The sequence below is a fragment of the Chryseobacterium aquifrigidense genome (genome assembly GCF_006716485.1).
Lineage (GTDB): Bacteria > Bacteroidota > Bacteroidia > Flavobacteriales > Weeksellaceae > Chryseobacterium > Chryseobacterium vietnamense.
Window position 1 is genome coordinate 3,169,215 of sequence record NZ_VFPD01000001.1, and the last position, 23,991, is coordinate 3,193,205.

General features: G+C 36.6%; 22 protein-coding genes. 17 read left to right on the plus strand and 5 right to left on the minus strand.

Annotated features, from left to right (window positions below):
* The first annotated feature begins 148 nt into the window (after window positions 1-148).
* The 6 genes from FB551_RS14120 (at window position 149) to FB551_RS14145 (ending at window position 6,715) form a co-directional block, all read left to right on the plus strand.
* On the plus strand, window positions 149-751 hold the full coding sequence (locus FB551_RS14120) for a CDP-alcohol phosphatidyltransferase family protein (protein ID WP_142017931.1): 603 nt from the start codon (window positions 149-151) through the stop codon (window positions 749-751).
* On the plus strand, window positions 741-1,541 hold the full coding sequence (locus FB551_RS14125) for a phosphatidate cytidylyltransferase (RefSeq protein WP_142017932.1): 801 nt from the start codon (window positions 741-743) through the stop codon (window positions 1,539-1,541). Before FB551_RS14120 ends, FB551_RS14125 begins: the two co-directional genes overlap by 11 nt.
* 7 nt (window positions 1,542-1,548) lie before the next feature.
* Window positions 1,549-2,586 carry a patatin-like phospholipase family protein gene (locus tag FB551_RS14130; protein WP_142017933.1) on the plus strand — a complete coding sequence of 346 codons (1,038 nt, stop codon included), beginning with the start codon at window positions 1,549-1,551 and terminating at the stop codon, window positions 2,584-2,586.
* Window positions 2,587-2,972: 386 nt separating this feature from the next.
* Window positions 2,973-3,728 carry an SDR family NAD(P)-dependent oxidoreductase gene (locus tag FB551_RS14135; protein ID WP_142017934.1) on the plus strand — a complete coding sequence of 252 codons (756 nt, stop codon included), beginning with the start codon at window positions 2,973-2,975 and terminating at the stop codon, window positions 3,726-3,728.
* Complete coding sequence (locus FB551_RS14140; protein WP_142017935.1) at window positions 3,710-5,011, plus strand: phosphatase PAP2 family protein; 1,302 nt, start codon at window positions 3,710-3,712, stop codon at window positions 5,009-5,011. Before FB551_RS14135 ends, FB551_RS14140 begins: the two co-directional genes overlap by 19 nt.
* Window positions 5,012-5,014: 3 nt before the next feature.
* Window positions 5,015-6,715 (plus strand): bifunctional alpha/beta hydrolase/class I SAM-dependent methyltransferase, encoded by a 1,701-nt coding sequence (locus FB551_RS14145; protein ID WP_142017936.1) that lies wholly within the window; start codon window positions 5,015-5,017, stop codon window positions 6,713-6,715.
* Between the two features lie 113 nt (window positions 6,716-6,828).
* Here FB551_RS14145 and FB551_RS14150 read toward each other — a convergent pair whose 3' ends face one another.
* Window positions 6,829-7,398, minus strand: coding sequence for a YceI family protein (locus FB551_RS14150; protein WP_142017937.1), 570 nt, complete (start codon window positions 7,396-7,398; stop codon window positions 6,829-6,831).
* 138 nt (window positions 7,399-7,536) lie between these two features.
* Between FB551_RS14150 and radA the strand changes: the two genes are divergently transcribed.
* Together radA and FB551_RS14160 are read left to right on the plus strand one after the other, a co-directional pair.
* Window positions 7,537-8,886, plus strand: a complete 1,350-nt coding sequence (gene radA, locus FB551_RS14155) for a DNA repair protein RadA (RefSeq protein WP_142017938.1) — start codon at window positions 7,537-7,539, stop codon at window positions 8,884-8,886.
* Between the two features lie 131 nt (window positions 8,887-9,017).
* On the plus strand, window positions 9,018-9,611 hold the full coding sequence (locus FB551_RS14160; RefSeq protein WP_142017939.1) for an acyl carrier protein phosphodiesterase: 594 nt from the start codon (window positions 9,018-9,020) through the stop codon (window positions 9,609-9,611).
* Between the two features lie 72 nt (window positions 9,612-9,683).
* On the opposite strand, the gene FB551_RS14165 is transcribed toward FB551_RS14160, so the two are convergent.
* Together FB551_RS14165 and FB551_RS14170 are read right to left on the minus strand one after the other, a co-directional pair.
* Window positions 9,684-10,157 (minus strand): DUF6702 family protein, encoded by a 474-nt coding sequence (locus FB551_RS14165; protein ID WP_226798696.1) that lies wholly within the window; start codon window positions 10,155-10,157, stop codon window positions 9,684-9,686.
* 122 nt (window positions 10,158-10,279) lie between these two features.
* Window positions 10,280-13,498, minus strand: coding sequence for a S8/S53 family peptidase (locus FB551_RS14170; RefSeq protein WP_142017941.1), 3,219 nt, complete (start codon window positions 13,496-13,498; stop codon window positions 10,280-10,282).
* 151 nt (window positions 13,499-13,649) lie between these two features.
* Here FB551_RS14170 and FB551_RS14175 point away from each other — a divergent pair, with 151 nt between their 5' ends.
* The 4 genes from FB551_RS14175 to FB551_RS23600 all read left to right on the plus strand — a co-directional run bounded on the left by FB551_RS14175 (window position 13,650) and on the right by FB551_RS23600 (window position 17,481).
* Window positions 13,650-14,228, plus strand: a complete 579-nt coding sequence (locus FB551_RS14175; RefSeq protein ID WP_142017942.1) for a HupE/UreJ family protein — start codon at window positions 13,650-13,652, stop codon at window positions 14,226-14,228.
* A gap of 67 nt (window positions 14,229-14,295) precedes the next feature.
* On the plus strand, window positions 14,296-16,683 hold the full coding sequence (locus FB551_RS14180) for a M1 family metallopeptidase (RefSeq protein WP_142017943.1): 2,388 nt from the start codon (window positions 14,296-14,298) through the stop codon (window positions 16,681-16,683).
* 288 nt (window positions 16,684-16,971) lie between these two features.
* Window positions 16,972-17,109 (plus strand): hypothetical protein, encoded by a 138-nt coding sequence (locus FB551_RS23310; RefSeq protein ID WP_167348788.1) that lies wholly within the window; start codon window positions 16,972-16,974, stop codon window positions 17,107-17,109.
* Window positions 17,110-17,346: 237 nt separating this feature from the next.
* On the plus strand, window positions 17,347-17,481 hold the full coding sequence (locus tag FB551_RS23600; RefSeq protein WP_262484685.1) for a hypothetical protein: 135 nt from the start codon (window positions 17,347-17,349) through the stop codon (window positions 17,479-17,481).
* 55 nt (window positions 17,482-17,536) lie between these two features.
* On the opposite strand, the gene FB551_RS14185 is transcribed toward FB551_RS23600, so the two are convergent.
* Both FB551_RS14185 and FB551_RS14190 read right to left on the minus strand, forming a co-directional pair.
* Entirely contained in the window at window positions 17,537-18,235 is a 699-nt protein-coding gene (locus tag FB551_RS14185) for a LytR/AlgR family response regulator transcription factor (protein WP_142017944.1), read from the minus strand.
* Window positions 18,228-19,196, minus strand: a complete 969-nt coding sequence (locus tag FB551_RS14190; protein WP_226798697.1) for a sensor histidine kinase — start codon at window positions 19,194-19,196, stop codon at window positions 18,228-18,230. The genes FB551_RS14185 and FB551_RS14190 overlap by 8 nt, the downstream gene beginning before the upstream one ends.
* A 295-nt stretch (window positions 19,197-19,491) precedes the next feature.
* On the opposite strand from FB551_RS14190, the gene FB551_RS14195 reads away from it, so the two are divergent.
* The 5 genes from FB551_RS14195 (at window position 19,492) to FB551_RS14215 (ending at window position 23,925) form a co-directional block, all read left to right on the plus strand.
* Window positions 19,492-20,184: a DUF2490 domain-containing protein gene (locus FB551_RS14195; RefSeq protein ID WP_047435213.1), complete on the plus strand. Its 693-nt coding sequence runs from the start codon at window positions 19,492-19,494 to the stop codon at window positions 20,182-20,184.
* Between the two features lie 24 nt (window positions 20,185-20,208).
* Window positions 20,209-21,495, plus strand: coding sequence for a CitMHS family transporter (locus FB551_RS14200; RefSeq protein WP_047435216.1), 1,287 nt, complete (start codon window positions 20,209-20,211; stop codon window positions 21,493-21,495).
* 48 nt (window positions 21,496-21,543) lie between these two features.
* Window positions 21,544-22,752: a cation:dicarboxylate symporter family transporter gene (locus FB551_RS14205; RefSeq protein ID WP_185097568.1), complete on the plus strand. Its 1,209-nt coding sequence runs from the start codon at window positions 21,544-21,546 to the stop codon at window positions 22,750-22,752.
* The gene (locus tag FB551_RS14210; RefSeq protein WP_142017945.1) at window positions 22,739-23,530 is read left to right on the plus strand and encodes a TerC family protein; all 792 of its coding nucleotides are present in this window, start codon (window positions 22,739-22,741) and stop codon (window positions 23,528-23,530) included. Before FB551_RS14205 ends, FB551_RS14210 begins: the two co-directional genes overlap by 14 nt.
* A gap of 116 nt (window positions 23,531-23,646) precedes the next feature.
* Window positions 23,647-23,925, plus strand: coding sequence for a co-chaperone GroES (locus FB551_RS14215; RefSeq protein WP_034696138.1), 279 nt, complete (start codon window positions 23,647-23,649; stop codon window positions 23,923-23,925).
* Window positions 23,926-23,991: the final 66 nt, after the last annotated feature.

Here is a 23,991-nt window from a genome sequence, read left to right on the forward strand (position 1 = left end):
TAGGTTTGTGCAAAGTTATGGGAAAAAGAGATACAAAGCAATCTTTTACATTTTGAAAATGATAAAACCCGCTTCAAACAATTATAAAACCTGATAAAATTTTTTATCTATATTTGATGTAAGCAAATGAAACAAAGCTATAACCAACATGATTTCCGTCTATAAACTAAAACCAAAATTCCAGCAGCTCCTCATGCCTGTTCTATTATTTTTCCACAGAAATAATATTACAGCCAATCAGATTACCATAAGTTCTATTCTGTTATCTTTAGTTATTGGAATAATGTTTTGGAATGCGGATATTTCGAAATGGTTCTTCCTAAGTCTTCCTGTCGGGCTGCTTCTGAGAATGGCATTAAATGCTTTGGACGGAATGATGGCCAGAAAATTCAATCAGACCAGTAAACTTGGGGAGGTTTTAAATGAAGTGGGTGATATTATTTCCGATGTCATTATATTTTTTCCTCTTCTTAAATTTCAGCCTGAGAGTTTATATCTTATCATTGTCTTTATCGTTCTTGGTATTATTAATGAGTTTGCAGGATTAATGGGAAAAATTGTAGGGAAAGAACGACGTTATGAAGGTCCTATGGGAAAAAGTGACCGTGCTCTGATCCTTGGATTATATGGCTTATTAATGCTTTTCGGAATTAGTATTGCGGGTATTTCCCAATATATTTTTGAAATTATCATTGCTCTGCTCCTGATCAGTACTTATATCCGACTTAAGAAATCTCTGCATGAAGCCTGAAGACAATAAATTTGCAGATGTTCCTTTAAGGGTAAAAACATGGATCTACATCATTATTGTTTTTGCACTGGGAATTTCACATCCTGTTGCCATGACTATTTTTGTTTCTTGGATCAGCTATCAGTGTTTTTTTGAGTTTTCGAGAATGTTTAAAATTTATGCATCGCCTGTTTTCCCTTCACTATTGATAGGTTTTCTACAATTTTTTCTGCTCTACTTTTTCAATATCGAATCTTACTTTCTGTATAGCTTTCTCATATCAATACTTATTTTTTGTCGTTTTATGTTGTCGGGAACACCTAAAAAGCAATTGTACGGAATTTCATTAGCTTTATTAATCTGCTTTTTCGCTTTTCCCCATTTATTGTGGGTAAGGGATAAATTTGATGGATTGGCTGCCATTATATTTATTGTCGTTGTGACCGAACTGAACGATGTATTTCAATATCTGATGGGAAAATTTTTCGGGAAACATAAAATAACGCCCCACGTCAGTCCCAACAAAACCCTGGAAGGCCTTATCGGCGGTGTTTTTCTGACCATTATTTTGAGCAATATTTTAGGCTACTTTTTGCTTGAAACAAGTATTCTTAACAAAAGTATCCTGGGACTCGTTTTGGGAATTTCAGGATTTTTTGGGGATATTTTTATGTCTTATGTAAAAAGAAAAACAGGTGTAAAAGACACAGGAACCCTTCTTCCGGGACATGGTGGTCTTCTTGACAGAATGGACAGTCTCGTTTTTAATGCACCATTATTCTTCTGGCTATTTCCTCTTCTGATAAAATAGTAAAGCAATGAATGAAAAATTTAAAAAAGCAGTTATCTTTTCAGGAGGTGGAACCAGACTGATGATTTATCTCGGGATTTTTGCTGCTCTGGAAGAACTCGATCTCAAACCAGATCTCCTGATTGCTTCCTGTGGCGGTTCATTTGCTGCTACCATCATTAATGCATTTCCCGATCATCTTTCCCGAAAAGAATATCTACAATCAGAAGAATATTTTCACTTTGTTTCAGGTACTGTATTGACCAATCAAAAAAAACTTTCAAAAATGGGACTTTTCTCGATGAAGAAGATATTGGATAAAAGAAAAGCACCATTCATTGAAGATGTTTTCAACAGATATCTTGTTGAAATGCCTCAGGACTTATCCCAGTGTTTTCCATCTCTTAAAAACGTTCATTTTTCAAAAGAAATTCCTACTATCATTATAGGTTCTGAACTTCTTTTTACCCCAAAAGAATGTGGACAAAAGAGAAATGAAAGAAAATTATATCAAAAAGCAATCTTCACAGATCCTGAAACGGCAAAGAAAATTATCCCGGAACAAATCATCACCAATGCTCAAAGTTTACAAAACAGCGCTGTTGAAGAATCTGTAAAAGTAATCACCAACTTTTCCTTGCTTGAAAGCACCCGGGCTTCGGTTTCCGATATGTTTTATGTAGAACCTGCATTTCTTCATGGAAAATATTTTGCTGGTGGCGCTATAGATCTTGTTCCCGCAGAAATAAGCCGACATCTGGCACAGGAGGTTATTACCGAAAAAAAACATTCTTACAATGCTGTTGAAGAAGCACTTGTTCGTTCTGTACTTGGATTCAGTGGAAATGAAAGGCTTGCAGAAACCAACCAACTTTTATCCGGCGTGCAGATTGATACGACGAATATAAAACAGGATCTGGAAGGACATTATCTGAAAAAAGGAATTGACTGGAAAAAATATGAGGTCAGTTTTTCATTCCCTAAAAGTTATCCACAATTCGTGAAAGATATGGAAATACAATGGCAGTATGGATATGATCAAACAATGAAAAGTATTAAAAAGTGATGACAAATCCTCCAACTGAAGACGGAAAGATCCCCCTTCTCCGGAGGGGTGTCAAAAATTCTTTGAATTTTTGACGGGGTGGTTTTTAACACATAATTTTAAGTTTCGGCTAAAGCCACTGGAAATGTTTTATTTTTATTTAAACGGGCTAAAGCCCGTGCCTATTGAATATCTTAGTTTTATAAATAATACTAAAACCATTAAGAAAGTTTAAGAAATAAAGTATAGTTGAGATAAATCATCCTGATTTTTAAGCTTAAAGCAAAGCTCATCTTCATATTCTAAACATCTTAAAAAAATCTTAATGTTTCAATCGTTAAAAACATTCACCCTATTTTCACTTTTAAAATCTATTTTTACATAAAATTGAAAACCACAAAACACTCATGAACGTTTTTATTGCAGGCGGAACTTCAGGGATTGGCTACGCATTGGCCAGACATTATCTTGAGAAAGGATATTGTGTAGGAGTTTGCGGACGCAACCTGAATAAAATTCCGGAGAACAATTACAAGAATTTAAAAGCCTTCCAAACCGATGTCTGTGATATGAATGCTGTGTTATCCACAATACAGTCTTTTCTTGTGGATAAAAACGAACTTGATATTTTCATTAACTGCGCAGGAAGCTATACTGAAGATGTAGCAGGAAAAATTTCCTATGAAGAGGCTGAAGAGATGCTTCAAACCAATATTCTGGGAACGGTAAACTGTTTCGAGGCAGCCAGAAAGGTAATGAAGAACCAGAAAAAAGGAAATATAGCGGTAATTGCTTCTGTTTCAGGGATATTGGAATATGAAAATTCAAGTCTTTATACAAAAACAAAACGTTCAGTAATACAAATTGCCGATGCGTATTACCGGGCATTGAAACCTTTTGGAATTTCGGTTACTACCATTGCACCAGGATATATTGATACTGAAAAACTAAGACAGCTTAATCAAAATGATTTAGGCAAAAAACCGTTTCTTACTGATGTAGAAACGGCCGTCACTGTGATCTCGGAAGCGATAGAAAAACAGAAAAAGCTTATTATTTTTCCTGTAAAAATGAAGTGGATGATGAAATCACTTTCCCTACTTCCTTCTTCTTTATTAAACATTATCATGTTCAGAAAAGCAAAATGGATGAAAAACGACTGACCCTACTACAAAAACTGTACGCCTTAACGCTTTGTACCATTGTATTTATGATGGTTTATAATTTTGCGGCATGGTATGCTTCAAACCTGACCGGAGTCCCTTCTTTTGTTTTTGATTTCGAAAAACACATCCCATTTATTCCCTGGAGCATTATTCCTTATATGACAAGCGGCATCTTTTTCTGCACCGTTTTTTTCTTCTGTCAAAATAGAGAAGAGCTTAAGGTTTTAACAAAAAGAATGCTCTTTGCCACTCTTGTTGCAGGAGTTTTCTTTCTCTTATTTCCTTTACAGTTTTCTTTGCTAAAACCTGAGGTCAGCAGTTCTGCGCTGGGGTATCCTTTTCAGTTTCTAAAAATATTTGATTCTCCTTTTAATCAGGCACCATCACTACATATTGCCTATGCTTTTATTTTCTGGTCTGTTTTCAGAAATATAAAAAGAGGAAGAACCTTTTTAATGCTGTGGCTTATCCTGCTTGGAATTTCTACCTTAACGACTTATCAGCATCATTTCATTGATATCATCACCGGAGGCATTCTTGCTCATTTGAGTTTTATTATTTTTCCTTACAGAAAAAATGATTTCCTGTACAGAAATTTTCATGTAGCCAATATCTATTTTTTATCGGGATGGATTCTTATTCTAACAGCACTACTCATGAATCAATTTGTTGGAAAAGCAGTATTGCTGCTGCTTTGGCCGGGTTTTATGATTCTTCTGATTGGGTATCATTATCAGAAAAACGACATTTTCTTTTTAAAAAATAAAGAAGGAAATATTCCATGGTTTAAAAAGCTTTTCTATGGCCCGTATTTGTTATTATATACTCTTTTTTGGAGGTTTCTTCGGGAAAACCGAACACCTTTGGAAGTAATTCCCAGATTATATATTTCATCCAGGCCTGATCATGAAAGCCTTAAGAACTTTGAGCTTTCCCAAAAAACAATTGTTTACGATCTATCAGCCGAAATGGAAGAGCTTACCATTATAAAGAATACAACAGCCTATCATACGGTTCCGTTTCTGGACATTGGAACATTGGATATTCATGAAACCCAAAAGTTGGTTTCGGAAATTACCGAAAAACACAAACAACTTCCTCCGGATGGAAAGATTCTGATTCACTGTACCATGGGATTCACCAGAAGTTCAGTAATCGGGATTTTAGTAATCAAAAATATTTTATCTTTACCTCTTACAGAAGCAATAACCATTATGAAAACCCACAATAAGCATGCTGTGATACCTACTTATCTGGAGGATTTTCTGAAAAAATTTTAACCTATGAACAGTGGACATTTTAAAAGTTTTGACAACAGTGAAATTTTTTATCGAGAATGGAATTACCAGCCTCATCAGAAAAGTATCATCATGATCCACCGCGGACATGAACATTCTGAAAGACTGAATGATATTGCACAATCTACCCGGTTTTCAAAATACAATATCTTCGCATTCGACCTTAGGGGACATGGACATACAAAAACCCAGACCTCATCCGTTTTTATGGATTATGTAAGAGATCTTGATGCTTTTTCTAAATTTATCTGCTCGCAATACAATATAAGAACATCAGATATTTTTGTTGTAGCCAACAGTATTGGTGGTGTGATTGCATCTGCGTGGGTCCATGATTTTGCACCTCCCTTCGCAGGGATGGCACTTCTGGCTCCTGCTTTTAAAATCAACCTCATCGTTCCTTTTGCTAATGAAATGATTACTTTAGGAACAAAACTTAAAAAAGGCCTGATTATTAAAAGCTACGTGAAATCTAAAATGCTGACTCATGATCCTGAACAGCAGCAGGCGTATGACACCGATCCGCTGATCTCAAGATCTATTGATGCCGAACTCCTTATTGATCTTGCAAAAGCCGGAAAACGTCTGGTAGAAGATGCTGATGCCATAGATACTCCAACTTTAATTCTGGCTGCAGAAAAAGATCATGTAGTTTTCAATAAGGAACAAAAAATATTCCATGAAAAACTGGATACGGATTTGAAACACTATGAAGTTCTCCCTGATTTTTTCCATGGTATTTTATTCGATACCGGAAAGGAAAAAGTCTATGATAAAATTGTAGATTTTGCCGACAAATGTTTCAACAGGCCTATTCAACAAGCCTCTCTTTCTGCTGACCGCTTTTCTGTAAAAGAATATCAGGATCTGCAAAATAATGTGGGGAATACCCTGAATTTTAAAATGCAGAAACTGTCTCTTGGAAAAATCGGAAAAATAAGCAATGGAATGGCTATTGGCTTAAAATATGGCTTCGATTCCGGAGCTTCCCTGGATTATGTGTACCAGAATGAGCCGAAAGGAAAATTAGGATTCGGAAAAATGATGGATAAGAATTACCTCAACGCGATTGGCTGGAAGGGAATTCGTATCAGAAAACAGCATCTGTTACAACTTTTAGAAAAAAACATACAAACTCTGAAACACCAGGGCAGGTCTGTTAAGATACTTGATATTGCTGGCGGAACAGGAAATTATTTGTTTGATATTAAAGAAAAGCATCCTGATGTTGAAATTGTAATCAACGAATTTGTAAAATCTAATATTGAAATAGGAGAAAAGGTTATTAAAGAAAAGAATTATCAGAATATCAGATTTACAAACTTCGACTGTTTTGATCCACAAACCTATCAGAAATTGAATTTTGAACCTAATATTACTATTGTTTCTGGAATTCTTGAGCTTTTCGGGGATAACGAAATGGCAAGTAAAGCTATTCAGGGTGTAAATTCTATTTCTGAAGAAAATTCATACATCGTTTATACCGGACAGCCATGGCATCCTCAACTAAAAATGATTGCCTATGTATTAAATAATCATCAGAATAAAGACTGGATCATGAGAAGACGCTCACAGAAGGAACTGGACAGAATGATGGCTTTTAACCATATTCAGAAAGAAAATATGCTGATCGATGACTTTGGAATTTTTACTGTTTCTTCGGGAAAAGTGAATGTTTCAAACTAAAAATAGTTTAGTGCTCCCGCATATTTTGCTGATAGCAAAGATTTTTTATCAGTTACAAACAAAAAGGGTTTTCATTTTAGTGAAAACCCTTTTTTATATTATACAACCTGCTCTTATTGCTTTACAAGCTCAAAGTAAGCCGTAATTTCAACATCTTTTGCAATACCTGCTCCTGACGGATCATATTTAATTCCATAATCCAGACGATTCACTGTAAATTTTGTCTGAATTCCCATTACTTCTTTTCCGTCTTTATTCTTGGTGATTCCTCCAAGTGTAACCGGAGCAGTGATCTCTTTTTCCACGCCTTTTATTGTCAGTTTCCCTTTTACGATGTAATTGTTATTCTTATCTTTTGTAACAGAAGAACTCTTAAATTCAATAGTAGGATATTTGGCAACATCAAAAAACTCCTCACTGATAAGATGTCTGTCTCTCATGTCCACTCCGGTATTAATGGAAGGAACACTGATAGAAAAGCTTAAATCGGCATTATCCAGATTAGCACCACCTGTGGCTGCTTTTCCATCAAATTTATCAAACCTTCCCTGTACAAAGCTAATCCCCATGTGCTTGATATTAAAATTGACTGATGAATGCATCTGGTCTACCTGCCACGTTCCCTGTGCAAAAGCAACAATACTTACAAGCGTAAATACGAAAGATAAAAATACTTTTTTCATTGTAATGATATTTTACATTAATATTTTAATTAAAGAAAGCTAAGATAAGAAAGATATTCCTACCGCAGACCTATTAGTTTTTGAATATTAAATTCAATTAGATTCTGAAAAAAAAATGCTTTTTTATAACTTCGCAGTATGGCAAAACTGAAAACAGCATATTTCTGTCAAAACTGCGGAACCCAGTATCCTCAATGGCTGGGACAATGTAAAAATTGTGGAGAGTGGAATACTTTAGTAGAAGAGGTGGTAGAAAAACCTTCTCACAAAACACCTCCTTTTTCAAAAACCAAGCAACATGTCATCAATATCGTTGAAGTGGAAACCAGCGAAGAACCGAGAATTAAAACACCTTCCGAAGAACTGAACCGTGTTTTGGGAGGCGGAATTGTTTTGGGGTCTGTAACTTTGATTGGTGGCGAGCCCGGAATCGGAAAATCTACCCTTCTGCTTCAGCTTGCTTTGAAAATGAAGAAAAAAGTCTTCTATGTTTCCGGTGAAGAAAGTGCTTCTCAGATAAAAATGAGAGCGGACAGGCTAACGGATATTCAAAATCCGAACTGCTTCCTTTTCACTGAAACATCTTTAGAAAAAATTCTTCATGAGGCCAAAAAACTGGAACCGGATTTTATGATCATTGATTCTATTCAGACGCTGCAGTCTCAGCTGATAGAAAGTTCTCCGGGAACCGTATCCCAGATCCGGGAATGTTCCAATGAGATCATCAAATATGCCAAAGAAAATAACACTCCGGTATTCCTTGTGGGACACATCACCAAAGACGGACAAATTGCCGGACCAAAGGTGCTGGAGCATATGGTGGACGTAGTTCTGAATTTTGACGGAGACCGAAATCATCTTTTCAGATTATTGAGAGCGAATAAAAACCGTTTTGGTTCTACCTCTGAAATTGGAATTTATGAAATGATTTCCCAGGGATTAAAAGAAATTAAAAATCCGTCTGAAATTCTGATCACCAAAAAATTTGAAGAGCTTTCCGGTAATTCCGTAGCAGTAACCCTTGAAGGAAACAGGCCTATGCTTCTGGAAATTCAGGCATTGGTAAGTACAGCAGTTTATGGTACTCCTCAAAGAAGCTGTACCGGTTTTGATTCCAAAAGACTGAATATGCTTTTAGCTGTCCTGGAAAAAAGAGCAGGTTTTCAATTGGGAGCGAAAGACGTCTTCCTGAATATCACCGGAGGAATAAAGACAGATGATCCGGCACTGGATCTGGCGGTGATTGCTTCTGTTCTTTCCTCTAATGAAGATATTGCTATTTCAGAGCATTACTGCTTTGCCGGAGAAATTGGACTGAGTGGAGAAATACGCCCGGTAGCACAGATTGAGCAGAGAATTACTGAGGCTGAAAAACTGGGTTATGAGAAAATATTTGTTTCCAATCTTAATAAGATCCCGAAAAGAAAATTTGGAATCAAGATTGAAGAAGTGAGCAAGATTGAAGACTTTCATGAGAGACTGTTCTAATGTGAATGGTCAATTTTGCCAGCAAGTCAATCGTCAATTGGAATGTGGATAAAAAATTCACAAGCAAAGCGGATTCACTATTCACCATTCACTTTTATCAAACATTCACTTTTAATTCATACCTTTAATTTATGAATTATCTGGCGCATTCTTTTCTTTCTTTTACCGACGGTCAGATCGTGGGGCAATTTCTCGAAGACTTTATCCGTAACAGAGATCGTTTCTCTTTTCCGAAAGATATTCAGGACGGAATTACCCTGCACAGGGCTATCGATACTTTTACAGACTCTCATCCAGCTATTCATGAAGCCAAAAAAGTGTTTGCCCCTTTGGTAAGACTATATGCAGGGGCATTTGTAGATGTTTCTATGGATCATTTTGTAGCCCGGGATCTTTCCCTGAATTCTCTGGCAGAATGGAAAGCGCATTCCCTTAAAGTTTACCGTGTTTTGAATGCCCATGAACAATGGCTTCCTGAAAATTTCAAAAAGATGCTTGTCAAAATGGAACAGGACGACTGGCTCTATAATTACCGTGAAGACTGGGGAATTAAATTCAGTATTCAGAATGTACTGAATAAAGCGAAATACCTGGATAAAGATATTCCTGTTTTTGAAGCTTTTTTAAAGAACAAGGATCATCTTCAGCAATGCTATGATGATTTTTTCCCTGATCTGCTGGCTCACGCAAAAGGAATCAATACGTTGCTTCAGCTAGAAAATTAATAAACTTTAAATTTGTCTTATTTTATACGCTGAAATCTTTGCGTGAAATTACAATATACTAAATATATATTCTTAGAATTGTTTATAGAGATAGCGATTTGGATAAGTAAGTTTTTCACTGTTTCTCTGGCCGTTTACAATGATATGAACAATATTGATCTGATCATCAAAAAGATTATACAGAAAACTGACAGCAGTTTCTACTTTTTTAGGGGTGGCTACCGGTTCAGACTCAAGGAAGATATCTACAGATTCCTGGTCTTCTTCATAGCCGATATAATTTACTTTCAAAAATTTGCTGTCAGCTTTTAATTTAAAATATTCTGCACAGTATTTTTGCAGGGCATCATTCAATTTTGCTTTATATTTTTCATCGTTAAAATGAAAAGCTCCTCCATATTTTTTTCCCAGGCCATTTTCCATGTCATCAAGAAAGAATCTTCCGGTTACTTCAAATGTTCTGGATTTTGAATTATAATTAATTTCTACAGAACCTACATGATAGGGGTGAAAAGCTTCACTCGCTGTAAAACTCTGAAAAGTCATTATTAATACGAAAAGAAAACTCCAAAAAAACTTACCTGACATAAATCTTATTTTACAGCAAATATAAAAAAAGCAACAGTTATAGAAACTGTTGCTTTTCATTGAATATCATAGATGAAGATTTATTGCTTCATTACTTTTTTTGTGATTTTTGTGTTATCCTCCAATGTAATGGTAAACAGGTATGTTCCTCTTACAAGTTCTGAAACATCAATTCTACCGGAATTCTTATCTACATTAACGGTTTTAATCAGTTTTCCAGAAGCATCATAAACACTTACTGCACCTTTGGAATGTCTGCCTAACGATACGTTTACAAAATCTTTCGCAGGATTCGGAGTAATGTTCACTTCTGAATTTATTTTAACATCCGCTGTTCCTAATGTTGTTCCTGTTTTAACAAAATATCCGCCAAAACCAGTCGTCTGAAAACTCACTTCCCAGTATTGGTAGGTATCATTCCAGATAATATCTGCGATATCAGGAGTAATAACTGTGGCGGTTCCTCCAAAAGAAGCTACGGTTCCTGTAGTACTTGTTCCGCTATATTTTTCAATAAGAAGATTGGCTTTGTTAGCAACATCAGTGGGTGAAGTAGGTAATTTCACTCCATTGGTCAGATTATAAGCATCGAAATCACTCTGTTTGAAATATAAAGTGACCTTTCCGGTGGCCGTAGTAGTATTTGCATCTGAATTGATTTCATATCTTCTGGCAACATAATTGGGCTGTGCATTATCTACCCATACTTTTGACGTTACATTTCCTGTTACTGTACTGGCTGTTTCTTTTTCCAGCCTTGAGATAAGCTGGCAGGAATTTGTAAAGTAGTTATAACCATTCGATACCATACTGGCTTTCGTCTGGTTAGAAGTTGCTAAATTCTTTACTTCGGCAACATTTTCATAGACTATAGCTCTCATTTTAAGATCAAATGTTCTTGAAGTCCATGCAGTACCGTCTGTAGAGGTCTTTGATCTGTTATTTACTACTGCATTCTCAGCTTTCATGGCAATCCTTCCGCCTAATCCATTGATGACAATATAAAATTCTTTTCCGGTTACCATCTGTACATTCAAATCTGAAAGGTTTACATAGTTCCAGGTAAATCTTTGAGAACTATTAAGCCATGAAGTGATGGTTTTAGTAGCAATAATATCACCTGGATTTCCGCTGGCATTCACTTTTCTGATTTGAATATCAACCGGAATATCCGACGGAAGTGAAGTCCCCGTTAAAAATGAAAAACCTCCCAACTTCCCTGTTAATGTCGGTGTATATCTTACTGCCAGAGCAATATTGTCAAAGTAATAATTAGATTCTGTATTGGCAATAATATAAGGTTCATCATATCCTACGGTCTCAAAATTAGATTTCACACATCCTAATTCATCGGTAACCGCTTTATAAATGTCCAGTTTACCATATCCCCATCTCATATTAGGTACGGTTCCTGTAGCTCCATCCACTCTTGCATTAGCCGTAAGACGTGCTTTTACCTGTGCCGCCGTTAATGAAGGATTAGCCTGAAGCAACAACCCGACAGCGCCTGCTACACCTGGTGAAGACATGCTTGTCCCCTGGTTTTTTACGTAATAATTGGTTCCTGCAATAATATCTGTTGCCCCGGGAGCGGAATCAGCCGATCTGGAAGAAATTACATTCTGGCCTGAACCTGCAATATCAGGTTTCTGGACGCCATCTACCCTTGGTCCCTGTGCACTGAATGAAGAGATGGATTCCTGTGGAGTAAGAGTAAAATAACCACTTGTTCCGCTATACCAGCTGGCTCTTCCCATGTATGAAGCTACTGTAATTGCATTGGAAGCATTTCCCGGCGATCCTACAATATATTCATTATCCCCGTTTTGCAAGGTGGTTTGCACTCCCTGACTATACAGCCAGCCGTGGGCAGAGATCTGCTGTGTACCGTTATTGGTAATTTCCAATGTATAATTCCCCTGAACATTGGTAGTCCCTGAAGTTCTGGTAACAACCAGCTGAACATACCTTTTGTTGTTATCATTGCTCCAATAGTTATACATGGTTGCTGTAAGGCCTCCTCCCAATATGGTGTGAGCTGTAGTGGTACTGATATTCTGCGTATACTGTTGGCCGTCTGGTGTAGTCAGCTTGGCAGTAACAGGAGTATTATCATTGGCATACATAATGAATGAAAATACTGAAGTAGCAGAAGTATTGCTTGCTACGGTAAAATTATAGGTCTGTGCCGCACCAACTGCAATATCTACTTTTCTGTGAAGGTTAGCTCCATAATCATTACCTGCTGAAATAACAACGACTCTCCCCGCTCCTGAAGTGGTAAAATTATTAACCGCTACTTCGTGGCTGGAAGTTCCATCATGAGCACTACTCTGTCCGCCAATACTCATATTGACAACAATAGGCTTATTAAGCGCTGTTGCCACATTTTTGAAATAGGTTAAAGCATTAATGGTATTTGTTGTAGGAAAAGATCCGTTTCCGCCTTTTACAAAAACAATATCTGCATCGGATGAAAAACCTTTATGTCTTTTATCCGTAAAAGCAGAACCATTTCCAGCGGCAGTACCTGAGACGTGAGTTCCATGACCGTTGATATCATTTTCACGAACGAAACCAGTTGGTGTTCCGTCCAGTTCATCTTCGATCTGTGCTCTTGTATATTCTACACCAGTAGCAAACCCTACCGGGGCGGTTTCTCCCGCCTGGGCAGTTAATGTCTGATCCCAGATGGAAACAATTCTGCTTTTGGTCTGATCATCGGCTTTTCTGAAATCCGGATGCTTCCAGTCTATTCCACTATCATAGATTCCTACTAAAACTCCTGTTCCGTTATAAGCAGTATTATTGAAAACACCATCCTGTAAAAGGCTTGCTCCGGACTGAGCTCTGCTCACATCATTATGAAGTGCATCAAATTCCGGTGCCATTACAGAGGTTACATAGGGAAGATGAATCAGTCTTTCAATGTCTTCAATAGAGACTAAAGCGGTGGAAAAAGCAGGAAATTGGCTTTGTACCAGAAATCCGTCTTCTTTTAGTTTTTCAGGCTCTTTAGTGTAAACAATGCATGAATACATGGTCTGCGCTCCCTTTGAAGTCACCACCAGGTGCTGGTCAAGTTTCATATCAGGACGTTCCAGTTCTTTTACCGCTCTTCCGTTAGCAATATTTTCTTTATTTTTCAATACAATATCAAACCGGGAATCCAGTTTTTGTACCTGCCCGTAAAAAGCGTAGGAATACAATCCCAAAAAGGCTGCTGTTGCATTTCTGAGAAGCTTCGCTCCTCCATGTGAAATGTTTACATTTGTAAAAAATAATTTTTTAATATCCATATTTTATTTTTAAGCAATACAATTATACAATTTTTATTTAAAACATAAATTAAACAAAATATTAATAAAGATTAAGTGTAAAAATTAAATTAAATCATATAATTAATAATATTTTAACAATATATTCAAAATATAAATTTTTTTAATCAAAATGCAGGATTTCATTTTTTATTTAAACCTTGGATGGGAACATATCATTTCTCTGGATGCTCTGGATCATCAACTTTTTGTGTTGGCTTTGATTGCTGTTTATTCTTACAGTGACTGGAAAAAGATCCTGATTCTTGTTACTGCATTTACAATCGGACATTCCATTACCTTGGCATTAAGTATTCTGGATGTTTTCAGAGTTCCTTCTGACTGGGTTGAGTTTTTAATTCCTTTAACCATTGTTCTGACTTGCTTAGATAATATTATCATGAAAAATCAGAAACAGACTTTGATGCGGGCTAATTATTATCTTGCGCTTATCTTTGGTCTGGTTCATGGAATGGGATTCGCCAACACAGCAAGAGTAATGATTGCTAAAAGCCAAAATATTGCTTTACCTCTCCTCGGGTTTAATATTGGTCTGGAACTTGGACAGATTGTAATTGTTGCTGCGATTTTAATCATCCTGTTTATTTCACTCAATCTTTTTAAAGTGAATAAAAAAGACTGGATACTTTTTGTTTCTTCAGGGGTATTTGCTTTATCCTTAAAAATGACTTTGGAAAGAATTCCTTTTTAAAAGTTAAATATTCTTAAGAATTCAACAGGTAATTACTATCTTTGATCATTAAAAAATCATTTCGGTTATGAAACTAAAAGTTGTTATACTTTCACTTTCTGTATTTGCATATACAGGTTTCACCGCACAAAATATTCAGAATAACCCGGGCAGCAACCATGGTAACAGGTTTGAGCAGCTGGGAACTATTCTCCCAACACCCAACATCTACAGAACGGCTTCAGGAGCTCCCGGTCACGGATACTGGCAGAACAGAGCCGATTATAACATTACCGCTTATCTGGATGAAGACAAAAGAAATCTGAAGGGTTCAGAAACGGTGACTTACTACAATAATTCTCCCGATGATCTGGACTATATCTGGCTGCAGCTTGATGAAAACGAACATTCAAGCATCAGAAACGCCGGATATGATACTTCATCTGTGCTTCGCTCTTCAACTACAGACCAGCAGCTAAAAGTTTCTGAGCTTCCTGTAAAAGATAACGGCTATGGCGTAAGTCTTGAAAAAGTAACAGATGCTTCAGGTAATCCATTGAAGTATACCGTCAACAAAACCATGATGCGTATAGACCTTCCTAAAATTTTGAAAAAGGGTGAGAAATTCGTTTTCAAAGTAGACTGGAACTATAATATCTCCAACAGAATGAAGATGGGTGGCCGTGGTGGCTATGAAAACTTCCCTGAAGACGGAAATGATCTGTATACGATGACCCAATGGTATCCAAGAATGTGCGTGTATAGTGACTTCCAGGGCTGGCAAAACCACCAGTTTACCGGAAGGGGAGAATTTGCGCTGGTTTTCGGAGACTTTAAAGTATCTATGAATGTTCCTTCCGATCATATTGTAGGCGGAACAGGAGAATGTAAAAATTATGATCAGGTATTAACGTCTGATCAGCTATCAAGATACAGAAAAGCTGAAAATGCCTCTGAACCTATTGAAATCGTAACGTTGGATGAAGCTAAAAGAGCAGAGAAAAATCATTCAAAACAAAGAAAAACATGGGTTTTTGAAGCAAAAGACGTTCGTGATTTTGCATGGACTTCTTCGAGAAAGTTTGTATGGGATGGAATGCGTGTAACCATTCCGGAAAACAACAATAAAGTGATGGCAATGAGTTTCTATCCAAAAGAATCTTATGGTCTTTACAGAAAGTTTTCCACAAAAGCGGTTGCTCATACGATTAAAACGTATTCAGAATTTACGATTCCTTATCCATATCCTGTGGCACAGTCTGTAGAAGCAGCCAACGGAATGGAATATCCAATGATCTGTTTCAATTTCGGAAGAACTGAAAAAGACGGAACCTATTCTGAAGGAACCAAAAATGGAATGCTTGGAGTAATCATCCACGAAGTTGGACACAATTTCTTCCCAATGATCATTAATTCTGATGAAAGACAATGGGCATGGATGGACGAAGGTCTGAATACCTTTACAGAATATCTTACAGAAGAAAAATGGGATAATAAATTCCCGTCCAAAAGAGGACCGGCATGGACAATCGTAGATTATATGAAGCTTCCGAAAGATCAGCTGGAACCTATCATGAGTAACTCTGAAAATATTGTTCAGTATGGCCCGAACGCCTATTCAAAACCTGCTACAGGACTGAATATTCTTCGTGAAACGATTATGGGAAGAGAGCTTTTCGACAAAGCATTTAAAACTTATGCTAAAAGATGGGCTTTCAAACATCCTGAACCTGCGGATTTATTCCGCACCATGGAAGATGCCAGTGGTGAAGATCTTGACTGGTTCTGGAGAGGCTGGTTCTACGGTACAGATCCTGTAGATATTGCGATTGATAAAGTAACCGTTGCTGTTCCTAATCTTGAGAGCGATCCTAAAGCTGCTGCTGAAGTGAAATATCAGGTTGAAAAACCATTGGTAAACAGTTTTGAAGATCTTTCAAAAATCAGAAACAGAGAAGATAAGAATATTAAATTCTATGTAGACGGTGATAAAGATGTTCAGGATTTCTATTACAGATATGACAGAGGTCAGGAAAAGGTGGATAATAACAAGGAATACACCATCAAAACAGAGGCTGGTCTTCCTTTAGATGCCAGGGATAAAGAGAAATTCAAAAATATTACAGGATATCAGATCGATTTTGTGAACAAAGGTGGTCTGGTAATGCCTATCATTCTTGAGTTCACTTTTGAAGACGGATCAAAAGTATATGATAAATCTGCAGCACAGATCTGGAGACTGAATGAGCAAAAAGTTTCCAAGACCTATTATTTTGATAAGAAAGTAAAATCTATTCAGCTTGACCCAATGAGAGAAACTGCTGATATAGACACAACCAATAATTTCTGGAGCAGCGCCGGAACGGGTACTGAAACTTCAAAATTCCAGCTCTTTAAACAAAAACAGGGAGGTGGTTCTGTAAGAGGAGGTTCAACCGGAAAGGTTAATCCAATGCAGGCCGCAGGAAAAAGTTAAAAGCAAAAGGTTGTACCTTTTAAGTAATACAGCACTACTCCATATTAAAAAGGGAAAGAATACTTCTTATCATCTTTTTAATATGGAGTATTTTTTTTGCTTAAACCTCTTCGTCCACAGTTCATCCATCTATTGAACTACCTTCCGATACCAACACCTTTCTTTCGTCTACAAAAAATATAACAACCTGACTTAAAAAGTTTTATATTTGATTTATCATAACACCAAATGTCAAAAACCTGATTGACAATAAATGTTCAGGATTTTAAAAAAAACAAAATATTACTTATGAAAAATGCCAAATTACTAAGCAGAGATGCTCAGAAAACCATCAATGGCGGACTTGCTGCCAGACTTGTATGCTGCGAACGCGACGACAACGGAAAATGTACTTTATGGATCGGACCTGGACAAAACTGTCCTTAGTTCTGTCATCTGATAACAATTTTGATAAAGCCGGAAATTTCCGGCTTTATCTTTTTATATTCTCAACATCAAAATTCATTAATAACTGATAATCAAAATTTTATTTTAAAAAATAGCAATAAAATATATCACATGACATGGAAAAACAGTATCTTTGATCCACTTCTTTTACACCAAATGTCAAAATCCTGATTGACTTTAAATGTTCAGGAACGTACAAACAAAATATTATTAACTATGAAAAACGCTAAATTATTAAGCAGAGATGCTCAGAAATCAATCAATGGCGGAGCAGCAGGACGTTTTTGCTGTGAGTACAATTACAAAGGACAATGTATCCTTTGGATCGGACCGGGACAATATTGCCCATAGTTCAGTCCTTAGATAACAATTTAAGATAAAGCTGGAAATATTCCGGCTTTATTTTTTAACTTAAATGTTCCTTTACATTCTTTTTATAGGTTCTCCCCAAAGGAAGCTCATCACCGTTTTTCAAAAAAACATGGCTGGAATTATACGAATTGATATGTTCTGATAATACAATATAAGACTTGTGAATTCTGATAAATCCGAAGTGCTGAAACTTCTCTTCAAAATTGGACATTCTTTCCAGAATCATATACTTCTTCAACGGCGTCATCAGCACAATATATTCCCCGAATCCCTGTATCCAAAGAATATCTTTAAGGAAAACTTTATTCATCACATAATTGGATTTGAACATAATAAAGTCTTCTTGTTGCTGACTACCGGCTGAGCTTTTAAACTGAACAAAATCCCTTGCTTTATTGATTGCTTTTTTAAAGGTATCAAAATCCACAGGTTTGATAAGATAATGAACCACATCCAGTTCAAAAGCTTTCACTGCATATTTTGTTTCCAGCGTAAGAAAAATACACAGCGGCGGATCAGGAAGCTGCTGCAAAAGCTCTACTCCATTGATCCCGGGCATATTGATATCGAAAACAACAAGATCTACTTTATTGGCTTTCAGAAATGCCAGTGCTTCCTCCGGTTTCTGAAATGAAGCCAGCAGTTCAACCTCTTCAAGCTGATCGCAATATTGTTTTACAAGCTGCAATGCAGGATATTCATCATCTACATTAACGATAGTCAGATTAGCCATTGATAGTAATTGTTAAAGCAATTTTATATTGATCATTTTCTTTCGGCCCGGAATAAAATTCATACTGATCAGGATAAAATTTTTCCAATATATGAATAATTGCTTCATTACCCAATCCGTGATAATCAGATTCAGCCAAACGAGTTCTATCTTTCCCGACAGAATTTATAATTTCAAAATACAGTTCAGAGCGCTCAATATGACAGAATAATTTTATAAAACCATGAGCATCCTCTCCTATTGCTGAATGTTTTAATGCATTTTCAAATAAAGTGAGAAGTATAGCAGACGGGATTTCGGCAATGTCAAATTCTTCCTGATCTTCAATATCCATGGCAATATCAAGCTGGTTATTATATTTAAGCTGATACAACGCAGCAAGTGCTTTTAATGAAGAAAATTCCTGAGAAACGGTTACTTTATCTTTTCCACTGTCATAAATAATATATTTCAGAAGTTTACTCAACTGCAAAATAGAATCCGATGTTTTCTCTGAATGCGTAAAACTGTTGGCATATATATTATTAAGCGTATTCAGCAAAAAATGAGGATTCAGTTTAGACTTCAGCAAATCGAGATAAAGCTGATCTTTCTCTTCTCCAAGGCTGATCACATCCTGCTCTATTAAAAATTTGTCTTTGGTAATTCCCAGAAAAGAGCCCACCAGAATAATGATCCCCTGCGAGATGTACACATTATACAGAAACCCGACATGGTAACCTTTTCCACTGAAATCCATTTGAAAAATGGCAGGCTCCCAAAGAATTCTGAAAAGGCTGGACCCTAAAAAAAGGATTAAAGCATAGAGAATAAACTCCGGATACTTATTCGATAAATAAAATCTGGGCACCAGATAATAGTACACCAGATAATAAATTCCCACATTGAAAACTGTATTCAAAATAATGCTTATCACCAACTGATTTGAATCCAGGAAGTAGTTTTCGGTGAAATAAGTCATCAAAATGAAGATAAAAAGGAAAAAAATATGCTGAAACCTCAACAAAAACTTCCAACGGTACGTCATAAGGCTTTCCAGAATTTTACCACTAAATAAAATCCTGATAATCAATAATATAATAATAAAATTAATGATTAAAAACATAGTCCATACCTTATTTTGAAACGCATCAAATATAATATCTTTTTGTCTCAAAATGCAGTTCGTTGAGAAAAACTGTCATTGATTGAAAAATTCCAGAGCCGCTCCTTCTAATAAATATATTTGAAAAAGTACAATATTAACCCAATATTATATGAAAATCAATATAAAATTAACCCTTATTTTATCATTATGCTTATTCAATGGACTTTATAGTCAGAGTAAAGATAATTACAATATGTGGTTTCAGTACCTGATGTCGGCAAAGCTTACCGATAAAAGTACTTTAACCGCACTTACCCAGTACCGTTCCTTCGACCTGGCTTATGACACAAGACTCTTTCTGGTAAATGCCTATGTAGATTATGAAGTGGCAGACAATATAAGACCTGCCGCAGGAGCCATGTTTCTGATTCTTGAATCTTATAATGCTGACGATTCTAAAAAAATACGATATGAAAAAAGACCTTTTCAACAGGTAACCGCTGATTACTTCATTGGGAGAACGTCAATCTCCAACCGCCTCAGAGTGGAAGAACGATTTCTAAGCAATCCGGATGAGTTTGAGGTAAGGATCCGCTATCTGATCTCCGTCAGAATTCCTTTCAATAAAAAAGGAGAAAAAGAAAAGCTTTATGGTATTCTTAAAAATGAGATAAGAATGAATATGGATAAATCAGAACCTTTCGACAGCAATCGTATTACGGCAGGACTTGGAATAAAACTGGGAAAAAACTCTGCACTGGAGCTTGCTTTTATCAATCAAATGGAAACCGGGAAAACAAGCAATTACGGATTCATAGGCTTCAGAAACAGCTTTGACTGGAGAAAAAAGAAACAACAATAACTTTATTAATATCTACATATAACGATGCTTACATTTCTTGGTTTTTTAATGATTTTCATCTTCATGATCCTCATCATGAACAAAAAGATGACTCCGCTTACCGCTTTGGTCATTGTGCCCGTAACCATAGCCCTTTTTGCAGGTTTTGGCCCTCAGCTGGGAGATATGATGAAAAACGGTGTGAAAGAAATAGCGCTTACCGGCGTTATGCTGATTTTTGCCATTCTCTATTTCAGTTTAATGATAGATACAGGACTTTTTGAGCCCTTAGTGAATATAATTCTAAAAGCCGTTGGAGATAATCCCATCAAAACAACAATAGGGACTGCCGTTCTTACGGCATTGGTTTCATTGGATGGAGACGGCTCATCTACCTATTTAATTGTAGTAGCCGCTATGCTTCCGCTGTATAAAAGACAAGGGATGAATCCACTTATTCTTACCTGTATTATTATGCTTGCCGGACAGATTATGAATATCCTTCCCTGGGGAGGTCCTACTGCAAGGGTAATGAGTTCCCTGAAACTGGGGCACACGGAAATATTTGTGCCTATGATTCCTATTATGGCTATCGGTATCCTGTGGGTGATATTTGTTGCCTACATTTTGGGAAGAAGAGAAAAAAACAGGATTGCCAGGCATGGAAAATTTACCGGCTACAACAACAATGATATTATTGGAGAGGCAGATCCTGCACTCCGCCGCCCGAAACTTATCCTGATCAATCTCGCTCTTACAATTACCCTTTTGGTAGTTATGATCCTGGATATTGTTCCTTTAGGGATTGCCTTTATGATTGCTTTCTGCATTGCCTCCATCATCAATTATCCAAAATTAAAAGACCAGCAGAAAATCATTTCCAAACATGCAGGAAATGCTTTATCAGTGGCAGGAATGATCTTTGGAGCAGGAATTTTCACAGGAATTCTTAACGGATCAGGGATTATGCAGGCGATGGGAAACAGTATGATAGAAATAGTTCCTAAAAGCTGGGGTGGTTATATGAATATCGTCACCGCTTTATTCAGTATACCGTTTACTTTTTTTCTGTCCAATGATGCCTATTATTTTGGAATATTGCCTATTATAGTTGCTACCGGTCATCAATTGGGAATTTCGCCGGAAATATTAGGAAGAGCAAGTCTTATCGGGCAGGGCTCTCACCTTCTGAGCCCACTGGTTCCGTCTACTTATCTGCTGGTATCGCTGGCCGGTGTAGAATTTTCAGATCATCTAAAATATACGTTAAAGTGGGCCTTAGGATCATCAGTGATCATGTTGTTGAGCGCTTTGATTCTTGGTATTATATAAGGTTATATCTTTGAATATTGTAATCTTACCATCTATAAAAAGTGAATGATGAAAACTGCCAAGCAAAAAACATTTACCGATTCTTATCTAAGAAACCTTACGCTTTATGTGTTCACAGCGATTATCTGTGGAGCATTAACGGGTTATTATTTTCCGGAAGTCGCTAAACCGCTGGAAAAGGTAAGCAGTTACTTTTTTATGCTTCTTGAAGTTTTGATTATTCCTGTTATTTTCATTGCAGTAACCTATGGGGTAAGTTATATTTTCAGTACTAAAAATGCTTTTAAAATTGTAAGCCAGATGGTTCTGTATTTTGTAATCATTACCTCTGTAAGTATTTTATTGGGAATCGGATCTGGTCTTCTTTTAAAACCGGGTGCCAATACAGGAATTATTATTTCTTCTCATAAAGAACTTCCTGAAAGATTTTTAACAACAACTACGAATCCATTGCATATCAGCAACTATGTCCTTTTTCTTTTCATATCCATTTCTGCAGGAGTCGTGATCGGTCTTTCAAAGAAGAGAAATAATATCTTTAAAGCTTTAGATGCGGGAAGAAATTTGTTTTTCAGGCTCATCAAATATGTTTATTTATTTCTTCCGATCGTCATTTTCTCTAATATCGCCTACGGAATCTCAGTCTATGGAATTAATACCTTGCTGCCATTAAGTAAAATTGTTGCCACGGTATATCTTACCAGTGTATTCTTCATTTTCGGGATATTAGGTGTTATAACGGCTTACTTTAAAATTAATCTTTGGGATTTTCTGATCAGCATCAAAGAAGAAATCATTCTTGTAGTGGCAACATCTTCTTCAAAAACAGCCTTCCCAATGATCTTTGACAAAATGGAATCCCAGGGCTATGACCGGAAAATTCTTCGACTGATTATTCCTCTCGGATATAATTTTAATCTGGCAGGAGCCTGTATTTATCTTTCCATTTCATGTATTTTCCTCGTTCAGCTTTACAATATTTCCCTTACGCCAATGGATTATTTCTGGCTTTTTATAACAATTTCCATTGCTTCCAAAACCGCTTCAGGAGTTCCCGGATCAGGCTTCCTTGCGCTGATGTTCACCCTAAGCAGGTTTGGAAAAATTCCTACCACAGATCTTGCCCTTTTATACAGCATAGACCGTTTTATGAACGAAGCGAGATCGGTTACCAATTTCATTGGCATTTCAGTTTCTGCTGCCATTATTTCAAAACTTAATCAAAATTCTATTCCCTTAAAAAATGATATTTCCTGATTTTACACACCTTCTCAATGACATCGTAGAAAACCCGGCAAAATCGATCGCTATTATCGGCAATCTTATCCTTATCGAAAGCCTTCTTTCTGTAGATAATGCAGCAGTATTGGCAACCATCGTCATGGATCTGCCCGAACATCAAAGAAAAAAAGCCCTGAAATACGGAATCCTTGGAGCTTATATATTTCGCGGACTAGCCCTTATTTTTGCATCCGTCCTGATTTCCGTATGGTGGCTGAAACCATTGGGAGGACTGTACCTGCTCTATATTTCTGTTGACTGGTTTATCAAAAAAATAAAAAACACAGATGATGAAGAAAATCAGGAGGAAAATCCTGATAAAGAATCCAGCTGGCTGTATAAAAATTCGATTGGATTATTGGGTCAGTTCTGGGCAACGGTTGCTATTGTGGAAGTAATGGATCTTGCTTTTTCTATCGATAATGTCTTTGCAGCCGTAGCGTTTTCAGATAATTTACTTTTGATTACGCTGGGTGTATTTATAGGAATTTTGGCTATGAGATTTATTGCACAGTGGTTTGTCCGCCTGATGCAGGTTTTTCCTTTTCTGGAAACTGCCGCTTTTATTGTCATTGCTATTTTAGGTATTAAACTAAGTTTTTCGTTATATGAACACTTCTACCCTGCTACAGCTTTTGCTCAGTTTTTAGCCAGTCATACCATGGAAATTCTGGTTTCCGCCATTACTGTTCTTTTGTTTGTAGTGCCTGTAGCTACCAGTTATCTCTTCGGATTTCCGGCCCGCAAAAAATAATTTTTCTGCCAATTTTTCACATTCGGAAATAAAAATCTGCCATTTCATCCATCAGCGTCTCATGGCATACATTTAGAGAATTAGAAGACAGAAATAATTAAAAAATTAAATATATTATGTCAGTAAACTTTAAACCATTGGCAGACAGAGTTCTGGTAGAGCCAATCGCAGCAGAAACTAAAACAGCTTCAGGTATTATCATCCCGGATACTGCAAAGGAAAAGCCGCAAGAAGGTACTGTAGTAGCAGTAGGTCCTGGTAAAAAAGACGAGCCTACAACGGTTCAGGTAGGTGACAAAGTTCTTTATGGAAAATATTCAGGAGCTGAATTAAAGCTTGAAGGAAAAGACTATTTAATCGTAAGAGAAGCTGATTTATTAGGAATTATTGGCTAAGATTTAAGATCACAGACATCAGATTTCAGATTAAAAAAATCAAATTAAAAAACTTTTGTTAGCTGT

Excerpts from the sequence above, each read along its gene's own strand:
- FB551_RS14195 (WP_047435213.1), top strand. The coding sequence starts at position 19,492 with ATGAAAATCAATATAAAATTAACCCTTATTTTATCATTATGCTTATTC.
- FB551_RS14180 (WP_142017943.1), top strand. The coding sequence starts at position 14,296 with ATGAAACTAAAAGTTGTTATACTTTCACTTTCTGTATTTGCATATACA.
- FB551_RS14200 (WP_047435216.1), top strand. The coding sequence starts at position 20,209 with ATGCTTACATTTCTTGGTTTTTTAATGATTTTCATCTTCATGATCCTC.
- FB551_RS14165 (WP_226798696.1), bottom strand. The coding sequence starts at position 10,157 with ATGACTTTTCAGAGTTTTACAGCGAGTGAAGCTTTTCACCCCTATCAT.
- radA (WP_142017938.1), top strand. The coding sequence starts at position 7,537 with ATGGCAAAACTGAAAACAGCATATTTCTGTCAAAACTGCGGAACCCAG.
- FB551_RS23310 (WP_167348788.1), top strand. The coding sequence starts at position 16,972 with ATGAAAAATGCCAAATTACTAAGCAGAGATGCTCAGAAAACCATCAAT.
- FB551_RS14140 (WP_142017935.1), top strand. The coding sequence starts at position 3,710 with ATGGATGAAAAACGACTGACCCTACTACAAAAACTGTACGCCTTAACG.
- FB551_RS14215 (WP_034696138.1), top strand. The coding sequence starts at position 23,647 with ATGTCAGTAAACTTTAAACCATTGGCAGACAGAGTTCTGGTAGAGCCA.
- FB551_RS14130 (WP_142017933.1), top strand. The coding sequence starts at position 1,549 with ATGAATGAAAAATTTAAAAAAGCAGTTATCTTTTCAGGAGGTGGAACC.
- FB551_RS14170 (WP_142017941.1), bottom strand. The coding sequence starts at position 13,498 with ATGGATATTAAAAAATTATTTTTTACAAATGTAAACATTTCACATGGA.
- FB551_RS14145 (WP_142017936.1), top strand. The coding sequence starts at position 5,015 with ATGAACAGTGGACATTTTAAAAGTTTTGACAACAGTGAAATTTTTTAT.
- FB551_RS14135 (WP_142017934.1), top strand. The coding sequence starts at position 2,973 with ATGAACGTTTTTATTGCAGGCGGAACTTCAGGGATTGGCTACGCATTG.
- FB551_RS14125 (WP_142017932.1), top strand. The coding sequence starts at position 741 with ATGAAGCCTGAAGACAATAAATTTGCAGATGTTCCTTTAAGGGTAAAA.
- FB551_RS14185 (WP_142017944.1), bottom strand. The coding sequence starts at position 18,235 with ATGGCTAATCTGACTATCGTTAATGTAGATGATGAATATCCTGCATTG.
- FB551_RS14120 (WP_142017931.1), top strand. The coding sequence starts at position 149 with ATGATTTCCGTCTATAAACTAAAACCAAAATTCCAGCAGCTCCTCATG.
- FB551_RS14150 (WP_142017937.1), bottom strand. The coding sequence starts at position 7,398 with ATGAAAAAAGTATTTTTATCTTTCGTATTTACGCTTGTAAGTATTGTT.
- FB551_RS14210 (WP_142017945.1), top strand. The coding sequence starts at position 22,739 with ATGATATTTCCTGATTTTACACACCTTCTCAATGACATCGTAGAAAAC.
- FB551_RS14160 (WP_142017939.1), top strand. The coding sequence starts at position 9,018 with ATGAATTATCTGGCGCATTCTTTTCTTTCTTTTACCGACGGTCAGATC.
- FB551_RS14205 (WP_185097568.1), top strand. The coding sequence starts at position 21,544 with ATGAAAACTGCCAAGCAAAAAACATTTACCGATTCTTATCTAAGAAAC.
- FB551_RS14190 (WP_226798697.1), bottom strand. The coding sequence starts at position 19,196 with ATGACTTATTTCACCGAAAACTACTTCCTGGATTCAAATCAGTTGGTG.
- FB551_RS14175 (WP_142017942.1), top strand. The coding sequence starts at position 13,650 with ATGCAGGATTTCATTTTTTATTTAAACCTTGGATGGGAACATATCATT.
- FB551_RS23600 (WP_262484685.1), top strand. The coding sequence starts at position 17,347 with ATGAAAAACGCTAAATTATTAAGCAGAGATGCTCAGAAATCAATCAAT.